General features: G+C 64.2%; 20 protein-coding genes. 17 read left to right on the top strand and 3 right to left on the bottom strand.

The genetic code is table 11. The features are described from left to right. Window positions 1-124: 124 nt before the first annotated feature. The 8 genes from rplU (at window position 125) to ftcD (ending at window position 5,227) form a co-directional block, all read left to right on the top strand. Window positions 125-460, top strand: a complete 336-nt coding sequence (rplU, locus tag OXT71_03750) for a 50S ribosomal protein L21 (protein MDE2925493.1) — start codon at window positions 125-127, stop codon at window positions 458-460. 5 nt (window positions 461-465) lie between these two features. Next, window positions 466-717 carry a 50S ribosomal protein L27 gene (gene rpmA / locus OXT71_03745; protein MDE2925492.1) on the top strand — a complete coding sequence of 84 codons (252 nt, stop codon included), beginning with the start codon at window positions 466-468 and terminating at the stop codon, window positions 715-717. 46 nt (window positions 718-763) lie between these two features. Continuing rightward, complete coding sequence (obgE, locus tag OXT71_03740; GenBank protein MDE2925491.1) at window positions 764-1,765, top strand: GTPase ObgE; 1,002 nt, start codon at window positions 764-766, stop codon at window positions 1,763-1,765. Beyond that, the gene (gene nadD / locus OXT71_03735) at window positions 1,762-2,424 is read left to right on the top strand and encodes a nicotinate (nicotinamide) nucleotide adenylyltransferase (GenBank protein ID MDE2925490.1); all 663 of its coding nucleotides are present in this window, start codon (window positions 1,762-1,764) and stop codon (window positions 2,422-2,424) included. Before obgE ends, nadD begins: the two co-directional genes overlap by 4 nt. Next, window positions 2,387-2,743: a ribosome silencing factor gene (rsfS, locus tag OXT71_03730; protein ID MDE2925489.1), complete on the top strand. Its 357-nt coding sequence runs from the start codon at window positions 2,387-2,389 to the stop codon at window positions 2,741-2,743. Before nadD ends, rsfS begins: the two co-directional genes overlap by 38 nt. A 110-nt stretch (window positions 2,744-2,853) precedes the next feature. Next, window positions 2,854-3,213, top strand: coding sequence for a TraR/DksA family transcriptional regulator (locus OXT71_03725; protein ID MDE2925488.1), 360 nt, complete (start codon window positions 2,854-2,856; stop codon window positions 3,211-3,213). Between the two features lie 312 nt (window positions 3,214-3,525). Next, window positions 3,526-4,176: a ComF family protein gene (locus OXT71_03720; GenBank protein ID MDE2925487.1), complete on the top strand. Its 651-nt coding sequence runs from the start codon at window positions 3,526-3,528 to the stop codon at window positions 4,174-4,176. A 97-nt stretch (window positions 4,177-4,273) separates the two neighbouring features. Then, complete coding sequence (gene ftcD / locus OXT71_03715; protein ID MDE2925486.1) at window positions 4,274-5,227, top strand: glutamate formimidoyltransferase; 954 nt, start codon at window positions 4,274-4,276, stop codon at window positions 5,225-5,227. A 40-nt stretch (window positions 5,228-5,267) separates the two neighbouring features. Here ftcD and OXT71_03710 read toward each other — a convergent pair whose 3' ends face one another. Next, entirely contained in the window at window positions 5,268-5,777 is a 510-nt protein-coding gene (locus OXT71_03710) for a DUF3830 family protein (protein ID MDE2925485.1), read from the bottom strand. 55 nt (window positions 5,778-5,832) lie between these two features. After that, window positions 5,833-6,777 carry a fumarylacetoacetate hydrolase family protein gene (locus tag OXT71_03705; protein ID MDE2925484.1) on the bottom strand — a complete coding sequence of 315 codons (945 nt, stop codon included), beginning with the start codon at window positions 6,775-6,777 and terminating at the stop codon, window positions 5,833-5,835. A gap of 161 nt (window positions 6,778-6,938) precedes the next feature. Between OXT71_03705 and OXT71_03700 the strand changes: the two genes are divergently transcribed. From OXT71_03700 to OXT71_03665, 8 genes are read left to right on the top strand one after another with little or no spacing between them, the layout of a single operon-like run. Next, complete coding sequence (locus tag OXT71_03700) at window positions 6,939-7,280, top strand: hypothetical protein (protein ID MDE2925483.1); 342 nt, start codon at window positions 6,939-6,941, stop codon at window positions 7,278-7,280. Next, window positions 7,277-9,088 carry a glutamate mutase L gene (locus tag OXT71_03695; GenBank protein MDE2925482.1) on the top strand — a complete coding sequence of 604 codons (1,812 nt, stop codon included), beginning with the start codon at window positions 7,277-7,279 and terminating at the stop codon, window positions 9,086-9,088. The genes OXT71_03700 and OXT71_03695 overlap by 4 nt, the downstream gene beginning before the upstream one ends. 21 nt (window positions 9,089-9,109) lie before the next feature. Further along, the gene (locus OXT71_03690; protein ID MDE2925481.1) at window positions 9,110-10,234 is read left to right on the top strand and encodes a hypothetical protein; all 1,125 of its coding nucleotides are present in this window, start codon (window positions 9,110-9,112) and stop codon (window positions 10,232-10,234) included. Between the two features lie 5 nt (window positions 10,235-10,239). Further along, on the top strand, window positions 10,240-11,451 hold the full coding sequence (locus tag OXT71_03685) for a hypothetical protein (GenBank protein ID MDE2925480.1): 1,212 nt from the start codon (window positions 10,240-10,242) through the stop codon (window positions 11,449-11,451). Between the two features lie 12 nt (window positions 11,452-11,463). Beyond that, window positions 11,464-12,150 carry a hypothetical protein gene (locus OXT71_03680; protein ID MDE2925479.1) on the top strand — a complete coding sequence of 229 codons (687 nt, stop codon included), beginning with the start codon at window positions 11,464-11,466 and terminating at the stop codon, window positions 12,148-12,150. Window positions 12,151-12,153: 3 nt separating this feature from the next. After that, entirely contained in the window at window positions 12,154-13,014 is an 861-nt protein-coding gene (locus tag OXT71_03675) for a hypothetical protein (protein ID MDE2925478.1), read from the top strand. 20 nt (window positions 13,015-13,034) lie between these two features. Then, on the top strand, window positions 13,035-13,916 hold the full coding sequence (locus OXT71_03670; protein MDE2925477.1) for a hypothetical protein: 882 nt from the start codon (window positions 13,035-13,037) through the stop codon (window positions 13,914-13,916). A gap of 28 nt (window positions 13,917-13,944) precedes the next feature. Beyond that, on the top strand, window positions 13,945-15,438 hold the full coding sequence (locus tag OXT71_03665; GenBank protein ID MDE2925476.1) for a hypothetical protein: 1,494 nt from the start codon (window positions 13,945-13,947) through the stop codon (window positions 15,436-15,438). 36 nt (window positions 15,439-15,474) lie between these two features. On the opposite strand, the gene OXT71_03660 is transcribed toward OXT71_03665, so the two are convergent. After that, window positions 15,475-17,130: a hypothetical protein gene (locus OXT71_03660; protein MDE2925475.1), complete on the bottom strand. Its 1,656-nt coding sequence runs from the start codon at window positions 17,128-17,130 to the stop codon at window positions 15,475-15,477. A 277-nt stretch (window positions 17,131-17,407) separates the two neighbouring features. Between OXT71_03660 and OXT71_03655 the strand changes: the two genes are divergently transcribed. Then, window positions 17,408-18,160: a peptidylprolyl isomerase gene (locus OXT71_03655; protein MDE2925474.1), complete on the top strand. Its 753-nt coding sequence runs from the start codon at window positions 17,408-17,410 to the stop codon at window positions 18,158-18,160. Window positions 18,161-18,237 lie beyond the last annotated feature (77 nt).

The following is an 18,237-nucleotide window of genomic DNA, read 5'->3' as shown; positions in this document are numbered from 1 at the left end:
GATCGTGAAATTCCGCCACCGGCCGCTGCCGGCGGGGCACCCCGCGGGAGCTGGATTTTTGACAGGATCGGGGTTCGCAAATATACTGTGCATCTTCTGAAAACGTGGATTCGGGAGAATCGGTTTGTACGCAATCATTCGCAACGGCGGGAAACAATATCGAGTCGCCGAAGGGGACCGGGTCCGGCTGGAGCGCATCGCCGGAGAAGTGGGCGATGAGGTCAGTCTGGAGGACGTGTTGTTGGTCGGCCATCCCGATTCAATCCAGGTCGGCGCCCCGTCTCTGAATGACGTCCGGGTCACCGGGACCATCGTCGAGCAGGGCAAGGACCGCAAGATCACGGTCTTCAAGTTCAAACGCCGCAAGATGTATCGACGCAAGCAAGGTCATCGCCAGCGCTTCACCGAAGTGGAGATCGGGCCGATTCGGATCGCGGGAGAGGGCACGGACCAGGAGTAGATGCCATGGCACACAAGAAGGGGTTGGGCAGCTCTCGAAACGGCCGGGACAGCCATTCCAAGCGTCTCGGCGTCAAGCGATTCGACGGCCAGTTGGTGACGGCCGGCTCGATTCTGGTCCGCCAGAGAGGGACGCCCATCAAGCCCGGAAACAATGTGGGCCGGGGCCGCGATGACACCCTTTTCGCCCTCACTACGGGGAAAGTCCGGTTTCAGCGCCGGGGACGTTTGGGGCGGTTCGTCCACATTCTCAGCTAGCCCGCAGAATTCCGGAGATCGGACCCTGGATCTCCACTTTGCGTGCATGTTTCTGGACCACACCAGAGTTTTCGTCAAAGCCGGCGACGGGGGGAACGGTTGCCTGGCGTTCCGCCGGGAGAAGTTCGTTCCCCGGGGAGGCCCCAGCGGCGGCGACGGAGGGGACGGGGGAAACGTCTACTTCCGCAGCACCAACCATCTGAACACCCTGCTGCCGTTCCGCTACAAGCGGGAGTTCAAAGCCGGCAGCGGCTCTCACGGGTCCGGCTCCCAGCGGCATGGGAAGAAGGGCAAGGATCTGGTCATCGACCTGCCCGTCGGCACTCTGATCTATCTCGAGCCGACTCGCGAACTCCTATTCGATCTGGACGAACCGGGTCTGAGCCGGCTGGTGGCCCAAGGCGGCCGGGGTGGCCGGGGCAATGCGCGTTTCGCCACTTCCACCAATCAAGCGCCCAGGAAGTGGGAACCCGGCAGGGAGGGAGAGGAGAAGCACCTTCTGCTGGAGCTCAAGGTACTGGCCGACGTCGGGCTGATCGGACTCCCCAACGCCGGGAAATCGACTCTGATTTCGGTGATCTCCTCGGCTCGGCCCAAGATCGCCGACTATCCCTTCACCACTCTGACGCCCAACCTGGGAACGGTTTCACTGGAGGATTTTCGGACCTGCGTGGTCGCCGACATCCCGGGCCTGATCAAAGGCGCCCACGAGGGTCACGGTCTCGGCGACCAGTTCCTGAGGCACATCGAACGTTGCCGCGTCCTGCTTCATCTTGTGGACGTCACCGACTTCGGTCCGGAGGATCCCGTCGCCGCAGTGCGGACGATTCAAGAGGAGTTGGCGCTCTACGGAGCCGATCTGCCGGCCAAGCCACAGTTGGTGGCGGCTTCAAAGATGGATGCCGCCAACCTGGAGAAGGTGAGGAGGCTCCAGGAGCACTGCTCCCGGGAAGGTGTGCCTTTTGGCCGGATCTCATCGGTCCGGGGTGACGGAATCCAGGAATTGAAGCGGTCGTTGGCAGAGCATTTGGGAGTCGTCAAGGGTTGAGGGTCGGTATCTACGGGGGCACGTTCGACCCGGTTCACCGAACACATACGACTATCGCCAACCGGGTCCGGCGTGCGCTTTCGCTGGACCGGGTCCTGCTGATGGTGTCCCGCCTGCCTCCCCACAAGCGGCGGAACGGCCTGGCCGCTCAGCATCACCGCCATGCCATGGTCGCGCTGGAGACCCTGGAGGAACCCTATCTGTACGCTTCCGACTTCGAGCTCCGGCGCCGCGGGCCCAGCTACACCGTCCGGACCATGGCGCTTTTGCGCGAGAGCTACCCTCGCCACCGGTTTTGCTTCATCGGTGGCACCGATTCGTTGAAGGACATCCACATCTGGAAGGACCACGACGTCCTCCTCCGGGACAATTGCTGTGTCTTCGTGCAGCGAGTGGGAGCACGGGTCGAAATCGCAGACTTTCCGGAAATCCACCTGGAAGAGGTCACGGCAACGAGTTCCACAAGTCCGGAGATCCGGCCAGGTCACTCCTTCCTGGTGGACGTCGGGGTTGACGATCTCAGTTCGAGCCAAGTCCGGGAGAGCCTCGCCGGGCGGGGCCGCCTGCTGTCCCAGCAGGTTTCTCCCAAGGTTTTGCAGTACATTCGGAAGTACCACCTCTATGAAGACAACAAGAGAATTGCTGACCCTGGTCTGTGAGTCGATTCAAGAAAAGAAGGGAGAGGACGTCCGGGTCGTGGACATCTCCGAGATCTCGTCCTTCACCGACTTCTTCGTCATCTGCCAGGGAAACAACCAGCGACAGACTCAGGCGATCTGCGACGAGATCCGGCATCGCCTGCGGAACCAGGAGAAGGTCAGGCCCACTCATATCGAGGGTTACGAAGGAGGCGAGTGGATTCTCCTGGACTATCTGGACTTTGTGGTGCACATCTTTTCGCTACGTGCGCGAGCCTTCTACCAATTGGAGAAACTGTGGAGCGACGGCCGGCTGCTGGCGCCCACTCCCCAGTCCTGATCGCCGGATTTCGGGCGTTCACACTGCCCGGCCGCAACCGCCATGCCGGAACATGAACCTTTTTCGGAGCCTGTCGTATATTGAGATACACAAAGTAGTGGAGGTATGGCATGACACACAGCGACCTGGACTACTTCAAGAATCAGCTCCTGGAAAAAAAGACCGAACTCATCGACGTCGTCCACAAGACCGAGAGTTACGGCCGGGAGATGGACAGCGAAGCCGAGGCCATGGACATGGCGGATCGGGCCACCAAGTCCTACACCAAGGAGTTCATGTTCAGCCTCAGCAACCTGGAACGGCAATTAATCATCCAGGTTGAGGAGGCCCTGGATCGAATCCAGGACGGCTCCTATGGTGAATGCACCCACTGTGGCGAAACCGTGGGGCGCCGGCGGCTGGAGGCCTTGCCCTGGGCACTTCTCTGCGTCCGCTGTCAGGAACTCAAGGAGTCCGGCCGGCTCTTCTGACAGACCTCCTGGGGGATTCCCGACTCTCGTCGCAGGTTTTCCGGGTCAGACGTTCGGATTGGTGTGTCTTCCAGTCCGGAAACCAGATCCGGCGACGCAGGTGCCACGGTTCCGGGGCGGTCCCGGCGGACCTGGTGCGCGCCGCTCTTCCAAGTTTTCCAGGTCCTCTTTTTCCCCCAAAGCTGTGTCCTATGCAGCCGCTGGGTCGCCAATTGGGACGCCAGCCCCCTTTGTGCCGAATGCTTTCTGCGAGTGCCCCGGTTCCGGAGCAGCCTCTGTACGATATGCGGCGTACCTGCACCCACCGGGGATTTGCCGATTCCGAATCCGGAAACTGATCCCGGGACTCCAAGACGCTGCGCGAACTGCCGAGAGCAGCGAACCTTCCATCACTCGACCCGGGCCTGGGGACCGTACGCCGGAACCCTGAGAAAACTGATCCATCGCTTCAAGTTCTCCGGCCATCGCCGCCTGGCGCATCCTCTGTCTTCCCTGCTCGAGAAAGCCTACCGGGCACGGCCCGATCCCTTCTCCCCTTCCTGCCTGGTGCCGGTCCCTTCCCATCCGCGGCGCCGGAGAAAACGGGGATTCGACCAGACCCTCCTGCTGACTCGAACCCTGGCTCGAAGACTGGACCTGCCGGTGTTCCCGGGCCTTCGCAGGTCGCGTCCGACGCTTCCCCAGTCGGGACTCGACCTGAAGGCTCGAAGGAGAAATGTCCGCAACGCCTTCCGCCTCCGGCAGGCGCGGCGACTCAGGGGCGAGGATCTCGTCCTGGTGGACGACATCCTCACCACGGGCGCCACCGTCCGCGAGATTTGCAAGGTCCTCAAGCGGGACGGCAAGGCTGGCCGGATCCTGATCCTCACAGTGGCACGCGTGGTCCAACGGAGCAGCGAATGGACCGGCGACATCCCGGTCGCCGGGAGCGGCGACATCCTTGCCGCCGATGAGGAAAATTAGCGGGCACGCCAGTCCTCCCTCTACACAACCTCCAACCTCCTCTCCTGGAGAATCGCCCCGGCCTGGAACTAGACTGGCCGGCAGAATGTCTGAACGTATGCGAAAACAGGTCCAACGCACCGGACCGGAATCGACGCCACTAGCCGAGTGCGTGATCAACGTCAGCGAGGGCCGGGACCAGACCTGTCTCCGCGAACTGGCCCGGACCGCGGCGGCGCCGCCCGGCGCCGCTCTGCTCCACTGGGACGCCGACGTCGACCACCATCGGACCGTCTTCACCTTGGCAGGCTCCCTTCCGGGCCTTGAACAGGCCGCGGCGGCACTGTGCCGCCGGGCCGTCGATCTCCTGGACCTTTCCCGCCATCGGGGCGTCCATCCCCGGATCGGCGCCGTGGACGTCATTCCGTTCGTTCCCATCCGCGGAGTCTCCATGTCCGACTGCATCCGGAGCGCCCGCCGCCTGGGGAGCGCCTTGGCAGAAGAGATGCAGCTCCCGGTCTATCTCTATGAGCGGGCGGCGACCCGCCGGCCGCTAAGATCCCTGGCGGAGTTGCGGCGGGGAGGACTGGAGGCGCTGCGCCGGCGCATGGCCGGCGACCCGGACTGGACGCCCGACTTCGGCCCCCCGCGCCCCCATCCCACGGCCGGTGTCAGTTGCGTCGGAGCGCGGGACTACCTGATCGCCTACAACATGTACCTCGAAGATCCGGATCCGGCCGCGGCCCGCGAAGTGGCTGCCCGGATCCGGGAACGGGACGGAGGGTTGCCCGGCGTCAAGGCGCTGGGGTTGTGGATCGGGAGCCGGAACCAGGCGCAGGTCAGCACCAATCTCACCGACTACCGCAGGACTTCGCTGGTCCGGCTCTTCGAGGCTACGGACCGGCTTGCCCGCGCAAGGGGCACCCGGGTCTCCTCCTCGGAGATCGTGGGCCTGGCTCCCCGGGACGCTATGGACAGGGATGCGACGGCCCGGCTGCGGCTGGAAAACCCGGCGCCGGAGTCGATTCTGGAAAAGCGGATTGGACAGGCCTGGCCCGGAATCCACATCTGAGGCCGGACGGCCCGGCAGATGCGATTCCGTATTCCGTCGGCTACGGCTCGATGCCCCAGGCCCGCAACGCGTCTCCCTCGAGGCGGCTGTAGGAGAGCGTTTCTCCCACCGCCCCTTCGCGCCAAACGCTGTTGCCCCCGTCGCGTATGCCGTCCCGGTTCTTGATGATGGTGGCGAAGACGTTTCCGGGCGTCGGCCCCATTTTGGGCGAGAGGAGCAGATTGTCCCGGTCGTAGAACACGGCCAGGTCGATGACCGGGGCCCCTGAATCGGACCGGACCGGCAGTTGGAGGCCGGGCCCCAGCGTGAAATACATGACGTCTCCCGCCGCCGGAACCATCGAGCAGTTCTCGGGGCCCGGCTCTTCGGGAGCGAAGCCGGGGACCAGGATGTAGATCTCGTTGCTGGCGTACTTGGCGTGGTACACCTCTCCCTCCTGGGGGAGGGCATTCCAGACCGCCTCGCAGGTCCGGGGCGCCTTTTCGTCCAACAGAAGGGCGACGCAACTGATCCCGCGCTTCTTGAGAGTGATTTCGAGATATCGAGCCATAAATAGCTTTACCTCATTGCGATTCAGGATTGAACTACGGTTCGCCGGCGGACGGTTAGCTGGAACTGGCGGCGACCGGGTTTGACAACAGACCGATTCTCGAGATGTCCACCTCCACCCGGTCTCCCTGTTTGAGGTACTCCCCGGTGACGTTTCCGACGCCGGAGACGGTGCCGGTGCTGATCACGTCTCCCGGCTCCAGCATGACGATGGCCGAGATGTACTCGATGAGCGCGGCCACGGAAATCAGCATCTGGCTGGTGCTGTTGTGCTGCTTTCTGTCTCCGTTGACATAGGTGCTGATCATCAGGGTCTGGGGGTCCCGGATCTCGTCGGTGGTGACGATCCAGGGTCCCATGGGCGCCGCGGAATCCAGCCACTTCCCGTTGAGCCAATCGAACCACCTGTCCTGGGGGCGGTCCTCACTTCGGGGCCAGATCTTGAGCTTCCGCTCCGACACGTCATTCATGATGGTGTATCCGGCGACGTAGTCGAGAGCCTGGTCCCGGGAGACCTTTTTGCACCGCCGGCCCAGAACCACGGCCAGCTCTCCCTCCCAGTCCATGGCCCGGGCCACGGGTGGAATCCGGATGCTGTCCTCAGGACCGATCACGCAGGTGCTGGCGGGCTTCATGAAGAAGCGCGGGGTCTCCTTGTCCTGGGAGTCCATCTTCCCGCCGCCTTCCTCGATGTGGTCCTGGAAGTTGCCGGCGAGGCAGAAGAGCTTCCGGGGAACCGGCACCGGAGCCCGCAGGCGCACGCCGGAAAGGGGGTGCGCAGCGGATCCGTCCAGGCCTTCCCGGACGGCCTTGTCGGCAGCCTCCCGGGCCTGGGTCCCATGTTCCAGAAAGTCGATCATGTCGCGGAAGAACGCGTGGGGAGGCCGCTCTTCCTTGCGGGCCAGCTCGGCGTCGGCGGCAGCGAGGTCCACGACCCGTCCGTCGTCCGTGGCTACGGCGACGAAGGACCGGTCCTCCAGGCTGCACGTGGCTAGTTTCATATCGTTTCTCCTTGCGAGTACGGGAGCCTGCTCCCGGCGTCCTCACGCTCTGATCAATTCGGTGTAGGGTAGCAGCCGCTCTCGCAGTGTAAAGCATGGTGAGCCTGGATGCGATTCTCAAGTTTCGGGAAATTCGGGTTATAATTCCTGGGAGTCTCAGATTGGCGAAAAAAGAAGAGGGAAGGCCGCGAAAGGGTTGGCGGCACGCCTTTGCCGTAGATACGCCAACCGAATTCCAACCCACGGACGAGCAGCGCCAGGTGGCCGACGGGATCTGCCGGGAGCTGGTGCGACGCCGGCTGGCGACGCCGGCTCTCATGTTTCTTGAAATGTCCCGGCCCCTCAACTTCCTGGGTTCCCAGCTCTTGCATTTCCTTTCGCCCGTGCTCTCGGGGCTCACCCAGTCCCACGGGCACCGGCACCTGGCCGCCTTTCTTGAGCATCGGGGCTCGGTGGACTATCTTTGTCGCCGGATCGAAGAACTCGACTCGGCTGGCAAATGAAGCAGATCGATCCCGACTCCGTCAACGTGATCCTGGCCACCGACTGCGGGAGCACCACCACCAAAGCCATCCTTATCCAGAAGGTCGACGGAGAGTACCGGCAGACCCACCGGGGCGAGGCTCCCACGACCGTGGAGGAACCGGCGGCCGACGTCACCCTGGGGGTCGTCAACGCCGTCGCCGAAGTGGCCGAAATGGCCGGGCGCCGTCTCATCGACGATGCGGGCCGGATCCTGAGGCCGGCGACCGGCGGCGAAGGATGCGACCTCTACATCTCCACTTCCAGCGCCGGCGGCGGCCTCCAGATGATGGTGGCCGGCGTGGTCCGGGAGATGACCGCCGCCAGCGCCAAGCGGGCGGCCCTGGGGGCCGGCGCCATCGTCATGGACGTTCTGGCCTCCAATGACCGCCGCCTTCCCCACGAGCAGATCCACCGGATCCGGGAGCTGCGGCCCGACATGGTGCTGATCTCGGGCGGAACCGACGGCGGAACCACCCGCCACGTCGTGCAGATGGCCGAGCTCATCGCGCCGGCCCGGCCCCAGCCCCGCTTCGGCGCCGAGTACCGGATGCCGGTGATCTTCGCGGGGAACCAGGACGCGGCGCCGCTGGTGGAGCAGACCTTCGACGAATCGGTCCAGCTCTCCATCGTTCCCAACCTGCGTCCGGTCCTGGAACGGGAGAATCTGGGACCGGCCCGGGACAGGATCCATGACCTGTTTCTGGAACACGTCATGGCCCATGCCCCCGGGTACGACCGGCTGATCCGTTGGACCGACGCCCCCATCATGCCCACGCCGGGTGCGGTGGGGAACATCCTCCAGAGGATTGCCCAACAGCAGCGGATCAACGTGGTGGGCGTGGACATCGGCGGAGCGACCACCGATGTCTTCAGCGTCTTCGACGGCACCTTCAACCGGACCGTGAGCGCCAATCTGGGAATGAGCTACTCCATCTCCAACGTGTGCGCCGAGGCGACGCTGCCCTCCATCCTCCGTTGGGTCCACCTGGAGATGGAGGAGGGGGAACTGCGAAACCACGTCAAGAACAAGATGATCCGGCCCACCACGATTCCCCAGACCCGGGAATCCCTCTTCTTCGAGCAGGCCGTGGCCCGCGAGGCGTTGCGCCTGGCCTACGACCAGCACAAGCAGTTCGCCACCACGCTCAAGGGGGTGCAGCAGCAGAGGACCGTGGGAGATACCTTCAGCCAGGAGGCCAGCGGCCAGACCCTGGTGGACAATATGAAGCTGGATCTGTTGGTGGGTTCGGGCGGAGTCCTCTCCCACGCTCCGCTGATGCAGCAGACAGCGGCGCTCCTGGTGGACGCCTTTCAGCCCGAGGGGATCACCTGGCTGGCCAAGGACAGCATCTTCATGATGCCCCACCTGGGCGTGCTGGCCCAGGTCCATCCGGAGGCGGCGCTCCAGGTGTTCCGGAGGGATTGCCTCATCTCCCTGGGAACCTGCGTTTCCCCCAGGGGAACCGGCGCCTGGGGCAGCCCGGCGTTCCGGTACGCCATCTCCGGCGGTCTGGAGGAGGAGGGCGTCCTCTCCTTCGGCGAAGTCAGGAGGCTGCCGTTGGGCCTGGGAGCCGGCGCCCGAATCGTGGTGGAGCCGGCGCGGAAGGTGGACGCGGGGGCGGGTCCCGGCCGGCCCGTGGAGGGTGAGCTCAGGGGTGGGACGGTGGGAGTCCTGCTGGACGCCAGAGGCCGCCCTCTGTCGCTGCCCGACGATCGAGAGGCCTGCCGCAAGGCCATGGCCCAATGGGTCCGGGATCTGGATCTGGTCCCCCCGGTCCCGGCATAGGAGTGGCGAGGTCGACGCAGTATGGCCCACGCTTACACGCCCGGTCTGAAGGTCAGTCCCCGCACCCGATACCGGTGCCGCCGGATCCTGCCCATCAAGGGCGAGGTTCTGGTTCGCGCCGGACAGCGGGTGGGTTCCCGGGACGTGGTCGCCCAGACCTTCATGCCGGGGAACATCACCCCGGTCAACGTGGCCAACCTCCTGTCGCTGCCTCCCGCGGACGTCCCCGAATGCATGCTCAAAGAGCCTGGTATGCGAGTGGAAACCGGCGAGGCGCTGGCCCGGACCAAGGGCATATTCGGGATGTTCAAGTCGGAGTGCAGGGCCAGGGTCTCGGGGACCATCGAGTCCATTTCCCAGGTCACGGGTCAGGTCATCATTCGCGGAGAACCGATCCCGGTCCGGGTCCTGGCCTATCTGGCCGGCCAGGTGGCCGAAGAGATCCCGGGAGAAGGAGTCGTGCTGGAGTCGGACGCCACCCTCATCCAGGGGATCTTCGGGATCGGGGGCGAGGCGTTCGGACCGGTGCGGATGGCCTGCCGGGACGAGAAGGAAGAGTTGACGGCCGGCCGGCTGGACGAGGGGATGCAGGGCGCCGTCGTCGTGGGCGGCAGCCGGATGACGGGAGGCGCCGTCCGCAAGGCGTTTCGGATCGGAATCTCGGCTCTGGTCTCGGGAGGCATGGACGATGCGGACCTGAGGCAGATCCTCGGCTACGACCTGGGGGTCGCAGTCACCGGATCGGAACCGGTGGCCACGACCCTGATCATCACCGAGGGTTTCGGAACCATCGCCATGGCCCGCAAGACATTCCGGTTGCTGGCCTCCCGGGAAGGGGACCCGGCGTCGGTCAACGGCGCCACTCAGATCCGGGCCGGAGTCCAGCGGCCGGAAATCGTGATTCCGTCGCCTGACGGAACCGCGGGTGAAGTGGACGCCGCTCGCCCTGCCGGCCTGCTGGAATTGGGGACGCCGGTCCGGGTCATCCGGGACCCGCATTTCGGATTGATCGGCGTGGTTTCCGGGCTGCCGGCAGAACCCCGGATCCTGGATTCCGGTTCGCGGGCGCGGGTCCTGGAGGTACGATTGGAGTCGGGCCGCCGGCTGGTGGTGCCGCGGGCCAACGTGGAACTGATTGAGGCGTGATTACGATGGACAAATCGATTTTCTTGTCGGTGCTGGCCGCCGGTCTCGTCCTTGGGGGCGGGGCCTCCCCGATCCTGGCCCAATCCCCCCGGCCGCCCGGTGATGTCCGGGCCGCCGACTTTCCCAACGACGCCGGGGAGGCGGTGCGGGTCGAGTGGGAGTTGTCCCCCGACGACCAACCCCGGCCCGCCGAACGATTGGTCGTTGCCTACGAGATCCTGAGGCGCGAAGCGGGCGAGGAGGCGTTCGTCAGGATCGGAGAAGAGACCTACCAGACCCGGTCCTTCAAGGACGACCGGTGCACGCGGGGAGCCAGCTACTTCTACCAGGTTGTGGCGTTGGGCCCGGACGGCGCGCGATCGCCCGCCGCCGCCACCGTGAGTCCGGTGACGCCGGTGATGCAGTACTTCGACTTTTCCCAATTCTGGTTCGGCGTGGTCCTGCTGATCGTGGGGGGCAGCGTCGTTTATTTCATCCAACTGGCCCGGAGCGGACGGGAATTGAAGGTCCGCCGGATCGCCGGGCTGGAAGCGGTGGATGAGGCAGTGGGGCGGGCCACCGAGATGGGCCGTCCCTGCCTTTACGTCCCGGGAATCCTGGACATCAACGACATGCAGACCCTCGCCGGCGTGACGGTCCTGTCGCGGGTGGCGGGACTGACGGCCGAGTTCGACGCCCGGCTGGACGTGCCCACTTCCCGTTCCCTGGTCATGACGGCCTGCCGGGAGACCGTGGAGGCGGCCTACCTGGGGGCGGGCCGTCCCGATGCCTTCAACGAAGACTCGGTCTACTACCTGACGGACGAGCAGTTCGGCTACGTGGCCGGCGTCACCGGGAAGATGCTCCGGGAGCGGCCGGCGGCCTGCTTCTACATGGGCGCGTTCTTTGCCGAGTCGCTGATTCTGGCCGAGACCGGAAACGCCGTCGGCGCCATCCAGGTGGCCGGGACCGCCATGCCCTCGCAGCTCCCCTTCTTCGTGGCGGCGTGCGATTACACCCTCATCGGGGAGGAGCTGTTCGCCGCCTCGGCCTACCTCTCCGGGGAGGGCCACCAACTGGGCAGCCTCAAGGGCCAGGACGTGGGAAAGGTCCTGGGTGGAACGCTGGTGGTGGTCGGATGCCTGCTCTCCACCGTCGCGGTCCTGACCGATGCTCCGGTTCTGGGCCAGGTGCTGACGTATCTGACCGACAACGTCCTGGGCAACCAGGGCTGGTAAGGAAAGCACGCTATGAAGAGAACTCTCCCCCTGCTCATTGCCGCGGTGACGGGATTCGTCCTCATCGGCGCCCACTTCGTTCCCTACACCCAATCGTGGGGCGAAGAGGCCATGATCTGGTTCGACATCCTGGCCGCAATCGCCTTCATTCTGGGAGGCGCCAACCTGGTGAAGCTCAACCTGCAGAAGATCTCGGACCGGCGGGCCGGCTGGGGCTACGCAGCCGTCACCGTCATCGCCTTCTTCCTGACCCTGGTGGTGGGCATGGCCAAGATGGGCGTCCACCCCAGCGCCCAGTTTCCCCAGTTCGCCTGGTCGGGGGACTACGTTCAAGAGGGCAGCTCTTTCTGGTTCATCTACCAGTATGCCTTCTATCCCCTGGGGGCCACCATGTTCGCCCTGCTGGCCTGCTTCATCGCCTCGGCCGCGTTCCGGGCCTTCCGGGCCAAGAACACCGAGGCCATCATCCTGCTCTCCACCGCCTTCATCGTTCTGGTGGGAAGGACGTACGCCGGCACGGCGTTGACGGGATGGCTGCCCGAGCCTCTCCAATTCGCCAACCTCTCCGAGACCATCATGAACATCTTCAACCTGGCCGGGAACAGGGCCATCACCATCGGGATCGGCTTGGGCGTGGTCTCCCTTTCCCTGAAGATTCTGCTGGGCGTCGATCGCTCCTATCTGGGAACGGAGGAATAGCCCATGAAGGTCACCGAATTCTTGCGCAACCTGGACCGGCGCTGGATCTTCCTGCTGATGCTGTTGTCCATCCTGATTCCGCTTCTGTTCGGGATCCGGTTTCCCGAGAGTCCGTCGCCCATGGTCCTGAACGTCCGTTCGGCCATCGAAGAGCTCCCCGAAGGCTCGGACGTCCTCATGGCCTGGGACTTCGACCCCGCCAGCCGGGGCGAGCTGAGCCCCATGGCCGCCGCTTTCGTCCGCCACTGCGCCTACAAGAAGCACAAGCTCTACTTCCTGACGCTCTGGGCCACCGGCGGACCGTTGATCCAGGAGAGCATCGACCTCCTGAATCGGGAGTTTCCCGGCTACGAATACGGGCGCGATTACGTGAACATGGGGTTCCGTCCCGGCAGCGAGGGGGTCATCAAGGTGGTGGTGGGGGATCTGAAGAAGCTCTTCGCCAACGACGTGGACGGGACCAGCCTGGACGAGCTGCCGCTCACCAGGAATCTGAAGAACATCCGCCAGATGGACCTCATCGTCAACGTGAGCGCGGGCTATCCGGGCACCAAGGAGTGGGTGCTCTATGCCGCGACCCCCTACGACCTGAAGATCGTCGGGGGGACCACTGGAGTCACGGCCCCGTCGCTGTATCCCTATATTCCGTCACAACTGACCGGCCTGCTGGCGGCCATCAAGGCGGCGGCCGAGTACGAGCAGGCGGTCATCGACCTCTATCCCGCCTTGGCGGACAATGACACGGCACAGGAGGGACTGCGGCGCATGGGCCCGCAGCTCCTGGCCCACATGCTGGTGCTCCTGCTCATCGTTTTGGGCAACGTCATCTACTTCTGGGAGCGGCGAAAGGGGGTGGCGTCATGAGCCGGTCCGGATGGGTTTGGATGGCATTGATGGTGGTGGCCGGGATCTACCTGCTGGTGAGGCTGGCCACGGGAGGCATGGGGATGGTCTACGTTCAGGACCAGCCCGTGGAAGTCCAGGAACCGGGCCAGGAATCGTGGAGCCGGGCCGTGGGAGTGGATCCCAAGCGGCAGGGAGAAGAGGGGGTCCGCGTGAGTTGGTCCCGCACCGCGGGGAACTGGCTGGCCGCCCTCTTCACGCTCTGCATCCTCTCCTTTCTTTACGGCGACAACCCCCTTTACAAACTGGCGGAAGCCGTCTTCGTCGGGGTCTCGGCGGCCTACTGGATGGTCGTCGGGTTCTGGACCGGAATGGTTCAGAACCTCTTCAGCAAGCTGGCTCCCGATCTGATCCGGAGTTCGCTGCTTCCGGGCCTCCCCGAATCCCAGGAGCAGGAACTCATCTACCTGTTTCCGCTGCTGCTGAGCGTCCTGATGTTGATGCGGCTCTCGCCGGTTGGGGGCTGGATCTCCCGCTGGGCCCTGGCCTTCTTCATCGGCGCCACCGCCGGGATCCGGCTCCTGGGCTACCTCCAGAGCGACTTTCTCCGGCAGATCCAGAGCACGATACTTCCCCTGGTGGTGGTCGGGTCCCAGGGATTCGATTTTTCGGCCTCCATTCAGAACCTGACCATTGTGGTGGGAGTCTTGTCCTGCCTGACCTATTTCTTCTTTTCCATCGAACACAAGGGGATGGTGGGCGGCGTCTCGCGCCTGGGAATCTGGTTCCTCATGATCACCTTCGGGGCCGGTTTCGGCTACACGGTGATGGGGCGCATCGCCCTGATGGCCCAGAGGCTGGAGTTTCTCGCGGACGATTGGCTCTGGATCATCGATCCGGCGAGCCGGCGGCTCGGCATGTAGGCTTCGGTTTTCGAGTAAGGAGCGATCCATGAAATCGATTTTGCGGATATTCGTATTGCTGGTTCTGGCGGGCGGGTCCGGCTTCGGGGCGTCGGGCCACGGAAAGAAGGCTGCCGATTCCGACCCGGCTCCCGACCTGGGAAACCGCCTGGAGCTTTTCGTCGACGACACTCTCATCGAGTCCATGGATGGGGTGGAGTTGGAGGTCCAGCAGCCCCGGCGCGCCGAGAAGGTCTTCGTCTTCGACCAGCCCTGGGAAGGGAATATTCCCTTCCACGTGGCGGTCTTCAAGGACGGCGAAATCTACCGCATGTACTACCGGGGCAGCTCCGCGGTCGACTACATCCACCGGGAAGAGCTGGAGCCGGGGGAGACCTGGGTCGCCGCCCACGAGAAGGTCGTCTGCTACGCGGAGAGCCGCGACGGCATCCACTGGACCCGTCCCTCATTGGGGCAGGTGGAGTTCGAGGGCTCCCGGGACAACAATATCCTGGAGGTCCGGGGCGCCGCCAAGCTGAATCCCTTCCGGGACGACAATCCGGCGGCTCCGGCGGAGGCCCGCTACAAGGCGGTGGCCTTCGCCAAGCCCGGGAACCATCGGGGTCTCGTGGCTTTGGCCTCTCCCGACGGCATCCGCTGGAGCTGGATGCGTGAGATTCCGGTCCTCACCGACGGCGCCTTCGACTCCCACAACGTGGCTTTCTGGGATGGCGAGCGGGGGGTCTACGTGGCGCTCTACCGGGATTTCCTCCACGGGGTGCGGACCCTGAAGTACGCTACCTCGAAGGACTTCGTGGAATGGTCCGAGGGCCGGTGGGTGGACTACGGCGACGCTCCCACCGAACATCTCTACACCAATGCCACCGTGCCCTATTTTCGGGCGCCCCATATCTACCTGGCCTTTCCCAAGCGCTTCGTCACCTACCGCATTCCCCAACATCTGGATCCCACCCCTGCCGCGGAATGGCCCGGCCTCTCCGACGGTGTCCTCATGAGCAGCCGCGACGGCGTCCATTGGCACCGCTTCATGGAAGCCTTCATCCGTCCCGGAAGGGAACGGCGTAACTGGATCCACCGGAACGGTTTGGTTGCCCGGGGCATCGTCCCCACGGCGCCGGGGGAGCTTTCCCTCTACCTGGTGCAGCACTACACCTATCCGTCGGCCCACCTGCAGCGCGTCGTGGTCCGGACCGACGGCTTCGCCTCCGCCAGCGCCGGCTATCCGGGAGGCGAGCTGATCACGAAACCGTTCCGTTTCAGCGGAGAGAACCTGGTCCTGAACTACTCCACTTCCGCGGCCGGCTCCATTCAGGTGGAGGTCCAGGACGTCAACGGCAATCCGGTGCCCGAACTCTCGCTGACCGAATCGGTCCCCATCTGGGGGGACGAGCTGGAGGGGAAGGCGGGATGGATCTACGGAGGCAAGGTTCGTCCGAAACCCCTCCGCCGGGTCGCCGGGAAGACGGTCCGCCTGCGCTTCGTCCTGCAGGACGCCGATCTCTATTCGTTCCGGTTTCGGTAGGGCGCGACCCTTGCGGCCGCCCTCCCGGTTTCTCGCTTACGGCCGGAACTGGAACGAAAAGAGCTTGGCGTTTCGTATCTCGAATCGCAGTTGGATGGGGGTTCCGGCCAAGGCTCCCAATTCCGTCCTGCCCCGCCAGCTCATGACGTGCTTCCCGGTCACCCGGGCCGGATCGGACTCGTCCAGGGTATAGCCCGGGATCGGATGGTAGTCGTTACCGATGATCTCGACCCGGACCTCGGGTTGTCCCGCGCCGTGGTTGTGCTTGGCGGCTTCCAGGTTCACCACCAGGCGGCGGCCCTCGAAGCTGAGGAAGCGGGTCGTGAGGAAACCAGGGTGGATCTTGCCGGCGTCCACGGAGACGAAACCGTCCTCGCGAACCGTGGCCAGGGCCACGGCGAACATGGCCCGGTCTCCCTGGGCGTGGAGCGATTCGGACCCTCTCCAGTTGCCTCCGTAGTAGTAGATGCGGATCTCGCCGTCACGGACCATGGGCTGGTGCACGTAGATGGTGCTCTCGTCGAAGTCTCCCTTGTCGCCCACCTGCAGGAAGGGCTGGCGGTATTGCCGCTCGAACCGGATTCCATCCCGGCTGAAGGCCAGTTGGGGGTAGTGCAGAGTGTTCGTGGTGCGGAAGATCCAGGGCAGTCCGATGTAGATCCCCTCGTAGGCCATCACCGGCATGGAGTAGAACTCCGTGTCGGGAAAGTCCAGTTCATCCTGGATCAGGACGTTCTGGTCCGGGGTCCATCGGGTCATGTCCGGACTCTCGGCCCGGCCGATGATCCGCTGCCCCTGGGGGCAGCCCCGGTGCAGGCACTGCTCCATGAACACGGCGTAGACTTGCCGGATGGGATCCCAGCCCATGTGTTGGGTGGGTCCCCAGCGGCCTATTTTGGGAGCGGTGTCGATCACCGGGTTGTTCTCGTAGGGCGTCCACTCGAAGCCGTCGGGCGAATAGTAGAGGCTCTGCCGCATCCCCGGCTTGATTCCCGGCTTCCACACGGTGGGAGTAGTGCCCTCGGACCTCATGGCCTTGTAGCGCTTGGCGGGATCGGTTTCGTGCTCGTCCCGAAAGAGGGGGACCAGGGTGCCGGGCGGCAGAAGGTTGTTGTCGCGGGAGCCCTCGAACTCCACCTGGCCCAGATTGGGTTTCTCCCATTGGATGCCGTCCCGGGAGGTGGCGTAGCAGAGAAGCCAATCCTCGCCGCCGGCGTATTGCCTGTAACCGTAAACCTCCTCCGCCTTGCTGCGAACTGCTTTTCCGTCGACCACGCTCCAGTCCCAGCGGTAAGGCCTGAGCCGATCGGCGCCCCCTTTCTGGGACTCGAACGCTCCGGTGACCCGGTACCACATCCGGTACATGCCCTGATCCGGGTCGTAGATGATCCGTTGGAGCCCGATGTAATGACCCTCCCAGGGCCGGTCCTGCTTCAAAAGGGGGTTTGCCGGATGTTTCACGGCCGGGTTGAGGATCTGCTTGACGTGGCTGAGACTCTCGATGACGTGGTCGTCGATGAAGAGCTGTTTGTTTCCACCGATATGAAGCAGGCCCGCAGATCCCGCCGCCGCCGTCCCCGCCAAGACAAGGCATGCCGCCAGGACACCCGCGGCGAACCGCCAGCCGGTTTCGGCGCCGGCCGGGGACCCGCCAATCTCACTGTTCGACCATCCAAGGCGCCTCTGCTGCATATGTCGACCTCCCTGCACCAACCTATGGACGACCGGGAAGGGTGTCAAGAAACGCGGATCGGCAATCGCGCATTGCCAATACGAGTTCGGCTTCGAGACCCTGTCTCTTGAACCCAACCCCCTGCCGGGCAATAATCGGCGGACTGGAGAGAGGACCGGACACGAGAAACCATGAAGGAGATAAAGAGACATGCATGAGAGGCGATGGAGCTGTTGTGCGTTTTTCTTGTTGTTGCTTTCGCTCTCCTGTAGCGCGCCTGTCACTGATGAACCGGATTTGGCGGAGCCGCCGGCGGCTGAAGAGGCCGTGGCCGATGCGGGCGACAAGATAACCGCCGAGGAAGCGGCCGGCGATGCTGTGGATGTGACCCCGCCGGAACCGGCCAAGAAACCCGACGAACCGAAACCGGAGCCCGTCAAGATGGACAAACCGCCCCGGCCCATGAAAGGGCCCAATCCTGCTCTGAGGAATCCCTCGCTGGCTGACGCGAAGGCTCCCGCCAGTTTCAAGGCCAGATTCGAGACCACCAAGGGGGACTTCGTGGTCGAGGTGACCCGGGAATGGTCGCCTCGAGGCGCGGACCGTTTCTACAACCTGGTGAAGATCGGCTACTTCCGGAACATCGCCTTCTTCCGGGTGATCGAGGGGTTCATGGCCCAGTTCGGCATGCATGGCGATCCGGCCATCGGGCAGAAGTGGAGCGCCGCCAACATCCAGGACGACCCGGTGGTGAAGTCGAACCAGCGGGGCTACATTTCCTTTGCCAAGACCAACATGCCCCACTCCCGGTCGGTGCAGTTCTTCATCAACTACAAGGACAACGGGAGCCTGGACAGCTACGGCTTTTCTCCCTTCGGCCGAGTCATCGAAGGGATGGAGGTGGTGGACTCCGTCTACAAGGGGTACGGCGAGGGGGCTCCTTCGGGCAGAGGGCCGAGTCAGGGGCGGATTCGAGCCGAAGGGAACGGTTATCTCAAGCGGGATTTCCCCAAGCTGGACTACATCAAGAAGGCGACGCTGCTGAACTGAAACTGCAGCCTACCCGCACCCCGCCGTCCCGAACTTCAGCGGCGGGCATCTTGGTATACTTTTTTTCCACGAAAGAC

The sequence above is a fragment of the Acidobacteriota bacterium genome (assembly GCA_028874215.1).
Classification (GTDB): Bacteria; Acidobacteriota; UBA6911; order RPQK01; family JAJDTT01; genus JAJDTT01.
The sequence above is the reverse complement of the archived record's forward strand: the minus strand, read 5'-3'. Positions and strand labels throughout refer to the sequence as shown.

Bases quoted from the DNA above. Each gene is read 5' to 3' on its own strand.
- rpmA (MDE2925492.1), top strand. From the start codon at position 466: ATGGCACACAAGAAGGGGTTGGGCAGCTCTCGAAACGGCCGGGACAGC.
- obgE (MDE2925491.1), top strand. From the start codon at position 764: ATGTTTCTGGACCACACCAGAGTTTTCGTCAAAGCCGGCGACGGGGGG.
- rsfS (MDE2925489.1), top strand. From the start codon at position 2,387: ATGAAGACAACAAGAGAATTGCTGACCCTGGTCTGTGAGTCGATTCAA.
- OXT71_03725 (MDE2925488.1), top strand. From the start codon at position 2,854: ATGACACACAGCGACCTGGACTACTTCAAGAATCAGCTCCTGGAAAAA.
- ftcD (MDE2925486.1), top strand. From the start codon at position 4,274: ATGCGAAAACAGGTCCAACGCACCGGACCGGAATCGACGCCACTAGCC.
- OXT71_03710 (MDE2925485.1), bottom strand. From the start codon at position 5,777: ATGGCTCGATATCTCGAAATCACTCTCAAGAAGCGCGGGATCAGTTGC.
- OXT71_03705 (MDE2925484.1), bottom strand. From the start codon at position 6,777: ATGAAACTAGCCACGTGCAGCCTGGAGGACCGGTCCTTCGTCGCCGTA.
- OXT71_03695 (MDE2925482.1), top strand. From the start codon at position 7,277: ATGAAGCAGATCGATCCCGACTCCGTCAACGTGATCCTGGCCACCGAC.
- OXT71_03690 (MDE2925481.1), top strand. From the start codon at position 9,110: ATGGCCCACGCTTACACGCCCGGTCTGAAGGTCAGTCCCCGCACCCGA.
- OXT71_03685 (MDE2925480.1), top strand. From the start codon at position 10,240: ATGGACAAATCGATTTTCTTGTCGGTGCTGGCCGCCGGTCTCGTCCTT.
- OXT71_03680 (MDE2925479.1), top strand. From the start codon at position 11,464: ATGAAGAGAACTCTCCCCCTGCTCATTGCCGCGGTGACGGGATTCGTC.
- OXT71_03675 (MDE2925478.1), top strand. From the start codon at position 12,154: ATGAAGGTCACCGAATTCTTGCGCAACCTGGACCGGCGCTGGATCTTC.
- OXT71_03670 (MDE2925477.1), top strand. From the start codon at position 13,035: ATGGCATTGATGGTGGTGGCCGGGATCTACCTGCTGGTGAGGCTGGCC.
- OXT71_03665 (MDE2925476.1), top strand. From the start codon at position 13,945: ATGAAATCGATTTTGCGGATATTCGTATTGCTGGTTCTGGCGGGCGGG.
- OXT71_03660 (MDE2925475.1), bottom strand. From the start codon at position 17,130: ATGCAGCAGAGGCGCCTTGGATGGTCGAACAGTGAGATTGGCGGGTCC.